Raw genomic sequence first — 12,039 nt, 5'->3', positions numbered from 1 at the left:
TGGAGAAAAAGCCTGAAGCAAAAGCGCTGAAATAAAAACGGACAACCTGCGTTGTCCGTTTTGGAAGCATTGATTCAGCGTTTGCCGCTGAATGAAAGGAAAAGTCTGTCAGGATTCGCTGACGACGACCTTCCCGATTTCAGGATGACTGAAACTGACGATGTGGTCGAGACGCAGCTCGCGCGTTGTTCCTGAGGCTTCAATCACCAGATATTCGACCTGCTTACGTGAGATCATATCACTGGCTTTACCGGTCACAACTTCACCATTGCGTAGTTCCAGCGTCAGCGTCAAATTCTGCTGACAAGTGGCTTCCAGGCTGTCGTAATCATCACAGTTGATGGGTTGATATTCATTACTCATTGACATAATCACTCACCAATAAGTTAGCGGCGGCAAAAGCAGCCTGTTCCCTGACGGAGGATGGCAACGCATCATTCGCGGCAATGCCATCCAGGGTTTTCAAAACACAACCCAGCGAATCGGGTATATAGCCCAGATCGCCACTGGCGATCTCTGCGTATAAGCGACGTACTAATTCACAGTATTCTTGCACTATATCCTCCCTTAAAAGCTTAGCTCGGTAGATATTCATGCATCATCACTTGCTGTGGTGCGCGATGTTGTAAGCCTACGAAGATAAACTCTATTTATCAAACCGACTATAGCATAGGCACTAACAGGATATCAGTAGTCCTTAGAGGCCTAATCTATCGGTTACGTGGCAGATATCACCTTTACTGTGAGGATGGCGCTAACTCAAGTAAACTAGGAGGGAATAAAGACGAGGTCACTGATGGCATTAAAAGCAACGGTTTACAAAGCAGCAATCAATATTGCCGATATGGATCGGAATTTTTTTCACGACGCGAATCTGACGATAGCCCAGCATCCGTCTGAAACTGAGCAGCGCATGATGCTGCGGCTTTTAGCGTGGATTTGCCATGCTGATGAAAATCTGCGCTTTACCAAAGGGCTCAGCGCAGATGACGAACCGGAAATCTGGCGACGTAACGATACGATGGAACTGGAACTGTGGATTGAGCTAGGCCTGCCGGATGAAAAACGGCTCAAGAAAGCCTGTAATCAGTCCCGCTCCGTGGTGTTGTACGCCTACAGCGAGCGAGCGGCACAGGTTTGGTGGAGTGCAATATCGGGCAAGGTCTCCGGGTACAAGAACCTGGCTATCCGTTTTCTGGATGATAATCAGCTGGCCCAGCTTGCCGGACTGGTTCAACGCACTATGTCATTGCAGGCAACGATACAGGAAGGCACGATCTGGTTATCTGACGATAAGAATAGTCTGGAAATAGCATTTTCTGAGTGGAAAATCCCTCAGACTCAGGGATGATAACAGATTGGATATATTCCAGATCGTTGAGTCAAAACGATAAAAACAGGGCAGAGACGGCAGGAAAATAATGATGAAAAAACTGGCTATCGGTGTGCTGTTGATTGCAGGGATTTCTGGGTTGATCGGGTGTCATACCCGCTCGCAAGTTCAGGAAGAACCCCTTAAACCAATGGCGCAAAGTTATCGTGGCGTTTTACCCTGTGCGGACTGCGGAGGGATTGATACGTCATTGTTTTTGGAAAAAGACGGGACTTTTGTTCTGCGTGAGCAGTATCAAACGACGCGAGAGGGCAACAACACGTTCGCTTCCTATGGGCAATGGCGACGTACCGCGGACAAGCTGGTGTTGACTGATAGCGCGGGCGAAAAACGTTACTTCCGCCCGGTTGATAACTCTCTTGAAATGCTGGATCAGGAAGGGCTGCCTATCAATTCTTCTCTTCCTCGCCAACTGACGGCAACCGAGCAGGCATTGCCGGATACCCCAATGTCGATGAAGGGGATGTACCGCTATCTGGCGGATGCTGCAACGTTCTCTGACTGCGCAACGGGGAAAACGTTTGTAGTGGCGAGTAATGCCGTGCTGGAAAGGTTGTACCTTCGTACGACGGCGTCGGCAGGTGAACCGGTGCTGGTTTCCTTTACCGCGCATTTTGCCGTGATTCCATCAATGGAAGAAGGGCAGATGGTGAAAGCGGTGGTCCCTAACAGCAGCGATAACGCACGCATGAGCGCGCGGGCAAACTGCGATACACAGATAGACTAACGCAGCATTAAAAAGAAAAGGCACTGATTCCAGTGCCTTTTTTGTATCGATTCCGCGCTAGAGCATTTTCTTTAGCTGATAAAGCCAATCTAACGCCTGACGTGGCGTGAGCGCATCAGGATCGATGGCTTCCAGCGCTTCAATGGCTGGTGACGGTTCGTCATTGCTCAGCAGCGCCAGCTGCGCACCATCGATATGGCTGGATGACGCATTATTCGATAGCGTTTCCAGCTCCTTCAACTTCTGGCGTGCGCGCTTAATCACTTCTTTCGGTACCCCAGCCAGTGCGGCGACGGCAAGGCCATAACTTTTGCTGGCTGCGCCATCCTGTACGCTGTGCATGAAGGCGATGGTATCGCCGTGTTCGCGCGCATCTAAATGCACATTCACCACGCCTTCCATTTTTTCCGGCAGAGTGGTCAGTTCAAAGTAGTGCGTTGCAAACAGCGTCATCGCTTTGATGCGGTTCGCCAGATTTTCGGCACAGGCCCAGGCCAGTGACAGGCCGTCATAGGTTGAGGTTCCGCGGCCGATTTCGTCCATCAGCACCAGGCTGTTTTCCGTGGCATTGTGCAGAATATTTGCCGTTTCTGTCATTTCCACCATGAAGGTAGAACGGCCAGAGGCCAGATCGTCGGCGGCGCCCACACGAGTGAAAATACGATCGACGGGGCCAATGACTGCCTGATCCGCAGGCACAAAGCAGCCGATGTGCGCCATCAGCACAATCAGTGCGGCCTGACGCATATAGGTACTTTTCCCGCCCATGTTGGGACCGGTGATAATCAGCATACGACGCTGTGGTGCTAGAGACAGAGGGTTCGAAATAAACGGTTCACGAAGCACCTGTTCGACGACGGGGTGGCGACCGCCCGTAATTTTGATGCCGGGTTTATCACTCAGCGTCGGGCAGACGTAATTCAGCGTATCGGCGCGTTCAGCCAGATTCGTCAGAACATCCAGCTCAGCCAGCGCTGCGGCGCTTTGCTGAAGCTCGGCCAGATGAGGTAGCAGTAGATCGAAAAGCTCATCGTAGAGCGCTTTTTCCAGCGCCAATGCTTTGCCTTTCGAGGTCAGAACCTTATCTTCGTATTCTTTCAGCTCGGGGATGATATAGCGTTCGGCATTTTTCAGCGTCTGGCGGCGTACGTAGTGGATCGGCACCAGATGGCTTTGACCACGGCTAACCTGAATGTAATAACCGTGTACGCCATTGAAGCCGACTTTCAGCGTATCGAGCCCCAATTTTTCGCGTTCGCGAATTTCCAGACGATCCAGATAATCGCTGGCACCGTCAGCCAGCGCGCGCCATTCATCCAGCTCTGCATGGTAGCCCGGCGCTATTACACCGCCGTCACGTACCAGCACAGGTGGTGCTTCGACAACGGCGCGTTCCAGCAAATCACGTAGCTCATCGAATTGTCCAATCAGGCTGACCAGACGACGAACGGAATCAGTATCCAGTGGCGCAAGCTGCTCACGAATATCGGGAAACTGCTGGAAAGCGTGGCGCATACGTGCCAGATCGCGTGGGCGTGCCGTGCGCAACGCAAGTCGCGCCAGAATACGTTCCAGATCGCCGACCTGTCGCAGAGAGGGTTGTAGCTCGGGCGTGATGTCCTGCAACGCGCTGATAGCCTGCTGGCGCTGTTTGAGCGCCTCAATATCGCGGCTGGGCATGTGAATCCAGCGCTTCAGCATCCGGCTGCCCATTGCCGTCACGGTGCAGTCCAGTACGGCGGCCAGCGTATTTTCCACGCCGCCGGACAGATTCTGCGTCAGTTCAAGGTTACGGCGGGTGGCCGCATCCATGATGATGCCGTCCTGCTGGCGTTCCATCGTAATCCCGCGGATATGCGGTAGCGAGGTGCGTTGGGTGTCTTTCGCATATTGCAGCAGGCATCCGGCGGCCCGCAGCGCGAGTTTCGCCTGCTCTACGCCGAAACCGGTCAGATCGCGAGTGCCAAATTGCAGGTTAAGCTGCTGGCGTGCGGTATCGGGCTCAAATTCCCACAGTGGACGGCGGCGAAGACCATGGCGATTCTCGATCAAATCCATGGACTCAAAGGATTCAGGGTAAAGTAATTCTGCCGGATTGGTGCGCTGCAATTCGGCCGCCATGGTTTCCCGATCGTCCGGCTCGCTCACGCGAAAGCGTCCAGAGCTGATATCCAGAGTGGCATAACCGAACCCCCGACCGTCCTGCCAGATCGCTGCCAGCAGGTTATCCTGCTTTTCCTGCAATAGCGCTTCGTCGCTGATGGTTCCCGGCGTGACGATGCGTACGACTTTACGTTCTACTGGACCTTTGCTGGTGGCGGGATCGCCAACCTGTTCGCAGATAGCGACGGATTCGCCCATTTGCACCAGTCTGGCAAGGTAGTTTTCAACGGCATGGTGAGGAACGCCTGCCATCGGTATCGGTTCCCCTGCGGAGGCACCACGCTTCGTCAGCGAGATATCCAGCAGTTGAGAAGCCCGCTTGGCATCGTCATAGAACAGCTCGTAAAAATCGCCCATGCGGTAAAACAGCAGGATTTCCGGATGTTCAGCCTTTAACCTAAAGTACTGCTGCATCATGGGAGTGTGGGCAGTGAAATCCTTGTCGGTAGAATCTTTCATATTGATTTTACTCAGTCTTAACGCTTTTGTTCGTTCAGGTGATGGCATTGGGTTTGATGGTCAACCTTACGGATGGCTCGTCACCTGAGCATTGAAATGGAATGCCAGAAGTATACTGACTGACGGATGAAAAACATCACCCGCGAATGCGCTATCTTACCACTGCTTGCCGTCATTTGGCGTCAGACGACGTTACCAGACTGAGACAGGGATGCGTATGCGATTTTTCCTCTATTGCTCAAGTGCGCGAGGCGGCTCGCAAGTTTGTCCAATGCCGCAGTCAATCATAGGGTAAGATTGCAGTAGCAAAATAAGGTCTTAGTCTCGGCAATGGGTTCAAACAACTGGCTAGTCAGGAATTGAGAAAGCAACGGATTGAGCCGAAGGGCTGAAAGTTAGCTAATCAGCAGAACAGATAACCAAAGGAATGGTATTGATGGTTATAAATGTTCTTTAACGTCAAGGATGCGAAATATGGACAATTACCTAAATAGAAATAGCGTTAATAATCAATATTTTTTGGCGATGGCTCAGGCCGCTTCGTTTGATCTAATAAAAACGGCCAGAATTGTTTCCTCTCGCCATATTAACGATCTCTTTCTTAAAGCAAAATTTGAGGATGAAATCCGGCGTTTTTCCAATGGGAATCTGGACACAGTTAGAAATGCCAGTAGTTCATCGGAATGTCAGGTTGCTATTAATAACATCAAGGAAGAATGTGCCAATATTGAAAGACAAGGAACAATGCTTTCTCTTGAGAAAGCCAAGGTATTTATTACCATCAACATGGAGAAAAGAGAGAAGGAGGTTGGTTATACAATAAATGCAATCGGTGTGATTGTTGGTGGTGCTCAGTTTGTTTCTGGATTTGGTATTCTTGCTGGTGCAACAACATATATTGGGAGATTTATTGGTGCTCACATTGCCTTCACTGGTGCAAGTTCATCCATAGAGAGTTTTTTCCATCTTATTGGGGATGATAATGAAATTGGATTTATGAAGTCTGGCTATATACGTACGGCAGAATTCCTGGGGTTTGATAAAAAATCAGGTCTGTTGGCTTATCACTCAGTCGATCTTGTCACTTCATTTTATGGCATCGTCAAATTAACACTAAAACCTGATGCCTGGCGGCTTTTTAGATATATCCCCAGTGATTATTATAGAAAAATAAATACGATGAGCAGAGCATCGCTGATGTTGAAGATGGTTGGGGCTGGAAATAAGATACGGATAATGTCTGATATATACAAAGATGATTCTCTTTAATCTAATGGGCTGAGTCAGCCCATCTTACTTTTTCTCTTTAGATAGGAATATGATTTATATGCTAAGTTTATTGGGGTAAGGTAATATATAGGTAAAATAAAAAATACTGTAAGGATAAAATGAACCAATATTTCCATTCCACTATTGGATATGTTAAATATGGCATTGATAATGAATGAAGAGATAAAAATTGCTAATATGAAAAATCCATTTAAAAATGCCTTTTTCAGTGAGTGTGTTAACATCGATAAGGTTTCCTCACTATTCCCGCTACGAGATATTAAATTTCTCATTTTTGCAATGTCGTTTTTTGTAAACCCATTTTCTAAGAGCTCTTTTTCTATCTCTTGGTCATTCATGTTTTTTCTCTTTTATTATTTTATATGACTTATATGCTAATTTCATTGGAGTAAGATAATAGACTATAAAAACAAAAATAAGTGTAAATAAAAAATATACCGAAATTACAATAATGTCATCTCTTATAGTCAGGATTGCTATAAATATAGTAATTAGAACAACGCATAAAAAGCATCCGGTGTGAAATCTGTTTTTTAGCGTGTGCGTTAACATCAATAATGTCTCTTCACTATCCTCACCACGAGAGATTATTTTTCTCATGAAGTTAACATCATCCTGAGTGAAACCATTCTCTAAGAGTTCTTTTTCCATTTCCTGATCATTCATTTTTTATCCCGATTTTATTGTGTTTGATAGGGCGTAGAGACATTTTAACACTATCGCCCATCAATTATGTATTAGTAAGTCGAATCAGTCCATAAGAGGAAAGAATTGGTTCTTGCTACCACATGCTCCCATTCGATTGATGCAAATTTGAATGAAATACTTTCCTGTGGCTGGGTTTCATTATGTGTCAATGAGTTAGGATAGAAAAACTGAATATCGTTGATAACCGCATCTCTCAGCACCATTTTAAAATAGAGTTCGTTGCCACCGGATTGTGATGTTCTGTAAAACAGAAATTCACAGGTTAGTTTTTCGTTATCGCCTAATGCCTGAGCAATAAGTGGGGTGGCTTTATCTATCGGTTTTCTTATTTCTACGGGGTTGAAAGCAACATTATCCTGTCGAGTTATTCTATTCATTAACTCATAAACAAAAATCTCATCTTCATGAGCGATCTGATACTTGTTACCAATCGAGTCTGCACTTGAACAACCCGCAGAGATAAGACCTTGTTTGATGCCAGTGAGTTTTAGATAGATCAAATTTGCCATTATTTATTCCTTAATGTTATCCATAATCCAGCCCCCATAAATCCTTTTTCCTTATGGGAGGGTAATTTCTGCATTTTTTAGTCAACGAGTCAATAGTGGTTATCGGGCGAGGTATATAACTTGAAATGCTTGATTTTTGAAGTGATTAACATGCTAACTATTTTTAATTTAACTAATATTGATTAGAGGAGGGTGGTCTGAGCGCGCGAGGCCGCTCGTAATTTTTCCAAAGTATGGCGTGATGCCCCGCGCTGATTTCTTATTCTGCGTGTGATTCAATAGCCTGAACTTTTTTCCAGCTAGGTAGGTTTTTCAGGCGCTGAGAATAGCGCTGAATATTCGGGAAGCGCTCACCGGGAACGAGCCGCTCCACGACAGTATTAATAACGAAGCCCAGCATAATATCCGCGCCGCTCAGCGTATCGCCCACGATAAATTCCCGTGAAGATAACGAGTCGTCTAAGAATGAAAAGACTTTCTCGAATTCGTTGTCAGCGTAATCCTCAAGGAAATTCAGCGTGGTGCCGGTATTCTTTTCAAACTCGCCAAAGATCTTCAATAAAACCGGGAGCATGGCGGAGCTTTCCGCAAAGTGTATCCACTGCAGATAATCAATGTATTCGGCTGCATTTGCATCTGGGGCTAAGTGTTTGGCGTGGCGATTAATTAGGTATTCAACGATAGCGCCGGATTCTGCGATGATTTTCCCCTCTTCTTCAATCAGCGGGGATTTACCTAAAGGATGTATCGCTTTCAATGAGGCCGGTGCCAGATGCGTTTTTTCATCCCGCTGATATCTGACAAGCTCATAAGGTATCCCCGCTTCCTCAAGCAGCCAGAGAATACGCACAGACCGCGAATCATTAAGATGATGCAATTTTAATCCCATATCACGCTTCCTTAAATCCTGATGGTTTGAGCTAATCGCCATAGTGGTGTTCCCGCTATGTGTATTGATTCCATGTCACACAGGCAGAGTAGCGGTTCTGATGGTTCACGGCTAACAAGGCTATTTTTGAAGGGGCATAAATATTTTTATGAGGTGGTTATGCCCACGAATGCTGGATAAAAAACATGACTCGCACTCACCGCACCACGCACATCGGCTGGCCTGAGACTGGTTCGGCGTGGATCTCTGCATCGATGCTGAATACCTGCTGGAGTAATGCCGGTTTCATGACCTCGTGCGGTGAACCCTGCGCCATCACACGCCCGCCCGCCAGCATCACCAGATGATCGCAGTAGCGGCTGGCCTGATTCAGATCGTGCAGCACGGTCACCACCGTTTTGCCAGCCTGATTCAGTTCACGCAGCAGCTTCATTAACTCGACCTGATGATTGATATCAAGATAGGTTGTCGGCTCATCGAGCAGGACGACGGGCGTATCCTGTGCCAGCAACATCGCCAGAAAGGCCCGCTGACGCTGGCCACCGGACAAATCGGTTAACCGTTTGTCGGCGAGATCGACGATGTGTGTTTTCTCCATCGCGAGCTGTACGCGCTGGCGATCGTCCTGAGATAACCGTCCCCATAGCGATAGCCAAGGGCTACGCCCGTAGGCCACCATGTCGCGCACGGTGATCCCCTCTGGCGTCAAATGCTGCTGCGGTAACAGCGCCAGATGGCGCGAGAGCTGGCGGGCAGAGAATGCAGAGAGCGGCTTGCCATTCAGCTGAATAGCGCCGGATTCCGGGGTAAGCAGCTTGGCGAAACACTTCAGCAGCGTTGATTTTCCACAGCCGTTGGGGCCGAGCAGGGCGGTAATTTTTCCGGCGGGTAGCGACAACGATAGGCCGTCAAGAATACGCTTGTCGCCATAGCCCGCCGTCAGGTTTTGTGTTGTCAGTTCCATTTAGCGCATTCTCACAAGAAGCCAAAAAAACCAGGGTGCGCCGATAATGGCAGTGAGCACCCCTGCGGGTAATTCCATCGGCGGGTTCAGCGTACGTGCCAGTAGATCGGCAAGTAGCAGTACCAGCGCACCGGCAACGGCAGACGTTGGGAGGAGCCAGCGGTGCCGTCCTCCCACCAGATAGCGGATCAGATGCGGCACCACGAGGCTGATAAAACCGATAGGCCCGCACACGGCCACGCTGGTTGCGGCGACTGCGACGGCGAGTGCCAATCCCCAAAACTGAATGCGCCCGATATTCACGCCCAGTGTGCTGGCGCGGTCGTCGCCCAGCGCGAGCAAATCCAGATCGCGGCAAAAACGCAGGCTGAGCGGAATCAATACGCAGAGGACGGGCAGCGCGACCATAACGAATGACCCGTCGCGCCCCCACAGGCTACCCGTCAGCCATAGCAGCGCGTTGTTGATATCCTGCGGGCGAGAGAGAATCAGATAATCGGTGACGCTTGCCCAAGTGGCAGACAGCGCGACGCCGATGAGTGCCAGCCGCATCGGGGATGATGTTCCCGCGATGAGCCGTAGGAGCAGCAGCCCGGCGATGCCTCCAATAAACGCGAGCAGCGGCAGCCAGATCACTGGCAGTGCAGGCACCAGCATCAGTGCGCCGACGGTCGCCAGACTCGCCGCGTGGTTCACGCCGAGAATATCCGGCGATGCCAGAGGGTTACGCACAATCCCTTGCACCAGCACGCCGGAAATGGCCAGTGCCGCGCCAACGAACAGCGCCAGCAGCACGCGCGGCAGGCGATACTGCGTCAGCACATAATGATGTTCGCTGGTGCTGTGCCAGCCGCTCATCAACGCCGACCACGGCAGCGGAATCGCGCCCATGCGCAGCGACAGAATGCTGATAGCGAGTAGCAGCAGCGTAATCGAGATGAACACAATAACGGGGCGCATTATCCTCGCCTCCTTGCCAGCCACACGAAACAGGGAGCGCCGATCAGTGCCAATACCGCGCCGGCAGGCAGTTCGCCCGGCCAGGCGAGCGCGCGGGCAAGTAGATCGGCCAGTAACATAAACGCCGCGCCCATCAGCATGCTCATGGGGAGAAGCTTTTTTTGGTCGTAACCGATCCAGAAACGCGCCAGATGCGGTATTAACAGGCCGATAAACGCCACCGGGCCGGCGACGCTCACGCAGGCACCCACCAGAATCAGCACGGCCAGATTGAGGATCAGGCGCAGACGACCTAAGTTGACGCCCAGCGTATGGGCGCTGACGTCACCGATGTTCAGCAGATTCAGCTGGTTAGACAGCAACAGGACAATGGGAGTGACGGTGATGACAAACGGGAAGAGCTGCCAGAATTCGACCCAGCGCGCGTGCGATACGCCACCCGCCAGCCAGTAAAAAATGCCATAGGCGTGATCCTCCGCCAGCAGGAGCGTAATCCGCGTTAAGGCCATGCACAGTGCGGAAAGTGCGACGCCCGCCAGGATCAGTCGATTGCGATCGAGCGTTTGTCGCCAGCCGCCGCCCGCGGCCATTACCATCAGCCAGCATAGGCCGCCACCGCAGGCGGCAACAAAGGCGATAGGGTAACCGGAGAGTGAAGAACTGAATGCGCTGGTCAGTGCCATCGCTAGCGCCGCGCCGCTGTTGATGCCGAGCAGAGAAGGAGAAGCCAGAGGATTATGGGTCAAGGTCTGAAGCAGGGCACCGGACAATGCCAGACTGGCGCCGATCAGTACGGCAACCAGACTGCGTGGCAGGCGCAGGTTGAGCACCAGCGCCTCGGGTAGTGAAGAGGACGATCCCGTTACCAGCGCTTTGATGGCACTCAAGGCGGGAATGGGGATCGCGGAATAACAGAACAAGCTAAGCCAGAACACGCCCAGCAGTACCGCTATCGGTAATCCCCAACGCCAGAATGGGTGAAAACTTTGCTTCATTATTGCTCGCTGCTGACGCTAACGGGCTGATGCTTAAAAATCTTCACCGTATCGCTGCCGATGCGTTCCGCTGCAAAAATGCCGCGCATCCGCGCCCAAGCGTTGCTATCAACGGCGGCAATCTGCTGTTTTTGCTGCGCTTCCAACAGGTTCCAGAGCGTATCCTGCTGCCAGCGTTTCACGATACTTTCTTCGCGATAGTGCGTCACGATCAGCCACTGTGGGTTAATCGCCAGCAGCTGTTCCAGATTGATGGAAGCCATCGGGGCATTGTTGATCGGTTTTGGGACATTCAGACCGAGTGCGGCCAGCACGCTGCCAGTGTAGGCATCGCTGGAATACAGGTTAAATTGCTGCTCGCGTGAGGTACCGAAGACCACATTTGTGCCTTGAGGAAGCTGGGCGGCGTAGGCTTTCATCGTCTCACGATGCTGAGCCAGACGAGCCTGCATCGCGCTATCTTTCCCCAATACCTTGCCTATGGTCTCCGCAGAGTGCAGGTTCTCTTCATAGGTTTCGTTGCGTGATTTCAGTAACAGCACCGGTGCGATAGCTTTCAGCGCCGTGTAAATGCCACTATGACGGCTGCTGTCGGCGATAATTAAATCAGGCTTCAATGCGCTGATGGCTTCCAGGCTCGGCTGTGCGCGTGTGCCTACGGAATGCCAGGGTTTAAGATGTTTACGGACTTCCGCCAGGATCCGGTCTGGATCGTTATCATCGGCGATGCCGACTGGGCTGACATCGATCGCTGCCAGCGCATCGGCAAAAGACAGTTCCAGCACCACAACACGCTGAGGCGGCGTGTCGAGCGTAAAGGAACCTTGTTCATCCTGCACCGTTACGGCATTGGCGCGGCCCAGTCCGAACAGACAAAGCGTGGTAATCAGTGCAATGCGAATTAGAGCAAACATAGCGTAATCCCATCAGTAGTCATTATTGTGATCGAATAAGTCACGATCGTTAGTCAGGCCGGGCAGTT

At 50.6% G+C, this 12,039-nt stretch carries 14 protein-coding genes; 3 read left to right on the top strand and 11 right to left on the bottom strand.

All coding sequences use genetic code 11. The features are described 5' to 3' along the window. Window positions 1-108 precede the first annotated feature (108 nt). Complete coding sequence (gene rof, locus QWJ20_RS05635; protein WP_029367608.1) at window positions 109-369, bottom strand: Rho-binding antiterminator; 261 nt, start codon at window positions 367-369, stop codon at window positions 109-111. Then, a complete protein-coding gene (locus QWJ20_RS05630) occupies window positions 356-556 on the bottom strand; it encodes a YaeP family protein (protein ID WP_010285748.1) in 201 nt (66 codons plus the stop codon). Before QWJ20_RS05630 ends, rof begins: the two co-directional genes overlap by 14 nt. A gap of 240 nt (window positions 557-796) precedes the next feature. Here QWJ20_RS05630 and QWJ20_RS05625 point away from each other — a divergent pair, with 240 nt between their 5' ends. Both QWJ20_RS05625 and nlpE read left to right on the top strand, forming a co-directional pair. Then, window positions 797-1,351, top strand: a complete 555-nt coding sequence (locus tag QWJ20_RS05625) for a YaeQ family protein (protein ID WP_039483887.1) — start codon at window positions 797-799, stop codon at window positions 1,349-1,351. Between the two features lie 73 nt (window positions 1,352-1,424). Then, on the top strand, window positions 1,425-2,120 hold the full coding sequence (gene nlpE, locus QWJ20_RS05620) for an envelope stress response activation lipoprotein NlpE (RefSeq protein ID WP_433992385.1): 696 nt from the start codon (window positions 1,425-1,427) through the stop codon (window positions 2,118-2,120). A 57-nt stretch (window positions 2,121-2,177) separates the two neighbouring features. On the opposite strand, the gene mutS is transcribed toward nlpE, so the two are convergent. Then, on the bottom strand, window positions 2,178-4,742 hold the full coding sequence (mutS, locus tag QWJ20_RS05615; protein ID WP_233966523.1) for a DNA mismatch repair protein MutS: 2,565 nt from the start codon (window positions 4,740-4,742) through the stop codon (window positions 2,178-2,180). 474 nt (window positions 4,743-5,216) lie between these two features. On the opposite strand from mutS, the gene QWJ20_RS05610 reads away from it, so the two are divergent. Further along, entirely contained in the window at window positions 5,217-6,011 is a 795-nt protein-coding gene (locus tag QWJ20_RS05610) for a DUF4225 domain-containing protein (RefSeq protein ID WP_433992047.1), read from the top strand. Between the two features lie 14 nt (window positions 6,012-6,025). Here the strand turns inward: QWJ20_RS05610 and QWJ20_RS05605 are convergent, their stop codons facing one another. The 8 genes from QWJ20_RS05605 to QWJ20_RS05570 all read right to left on the bottom strand — a co-directional run bounded on the left by QWJ20_RS05605 (window position 6,026) and on the right by QWJ20_RS05570 (window position 11,971). Next, window positions 6,026-6,370, bottom strand: coding sequence for a hypothetical protein (locus QWJ20_RS05605; RefSeq protein WP_433992046.1), 345 nt, complete (start codon window positions 6,368-6,370; stop codon window positions 6,026-6,028). Continuing rightward, window positions 6,363-6,698 carry a hypothetical protein gene (locus QWJ20_RS05600; RefSeq protein WP_039557101.1) on the bottom strand — a complete coding sequence of 112 codons (336 nt, stop codon included), beginning with the start codon at window positions 6,696-6,698 and terminating at the stop codon, window positions 6,363-6,365. The genes QWJ20_RS05605 and QWJ20_RS05600 overlap by 8 nt, the downstream gene beginning before the upstream one ends. Before the next feature lie 71 nt (window positions 6,699-6,769). Beyond that, entirely contained in the window at window positions 6,770-7,249 is a 480-nt protein-coding gene (locus QWJ20_RS05595; RefSeq protein ID WP_433992045.1) for an Hcp family type VI secretion system effector, read from the bottom strand. A 259-nt stretch (window positions 7,250-7,508) separates the two neighbouring features. Further along, complete coding sequence (locus QWJ20_RS05590; protein WP_433992044.1) at window positions 7,509-8,138, bottom strand: glutathione S-transferase family protein; 630 nt, start codon at window positions 8,136-8,138, stop codon at window positions 7,509-7,511. A 196-nt stretch (window positions 8,139-8,334) separates the two neighbouring features. After that, window positions 8,335-9,102, bottom strand: a complete 768-nt coding sequence (fecE, locus tag QWJ20_RS05585; protein WP_095698715.1) for a Fe(3+) dicitrate ABC transporter ATP-binding protein FecE — start codon at window positions 9,100-9,102, stop codon at window positions 8,335-8,337. Then, window positions 9,103-10,062, bottom strand: coding sequence for a Fe(3+) dicitrate ABC transporter permease subunit FecD (gene fecD / locus QWJ20_RS05580; RefSeq protein WP_433992043.1), 960 nt, complete (start codon window positions 10,060-10,062; stop codon window positions 9,103-9,105). It abuts the gene before it with no gap. Then, window positions 10,062-11,057, bottom strand: a complete 996-nt coding sequence (gene fecC, locus QWJ20_RS05575; protein WP_433992042.1) for an iron-dicitrate ABC transporter permease FecC — start codon at window positions 11,055-11,057, stop codon at window positions 10,062-10,064. Before fecC ends, fecD begins: the two co-directional genes overlap by 1 nt. Further along, window positions 11,057-11,971: a Fe(3+) dicitrate ABC transporter substrate-binding protein FecB gene (locus QWJ20_RS05570; protein WP_433992041.1), complete on the bottom strand. Its 915-nt coding sequence runs from the start codon at window positions 11,969-11,971 to the stop codon at window positions 11,057-11,059. Before QWJ20_RS05570 ends, fecC begins: the two co-directional genes overlap by 1 nt. Window positions 11,972-12,039 lie beyond the last annotated feature (68 nt).

Source organism: Pectobacterium sp. S5, from assembly GCF_051707265.1.
GTDB classification, from domain to species: Bacteria; Pseudomonadota; Gammaproteobacteria; order Enterobacterales; family Enterobacteriaceae; genus Pectobacterium; species Pectobacterium polare.
This window is presented reverse-complemented; position numbering and strand designations above follow the sequence as displayed.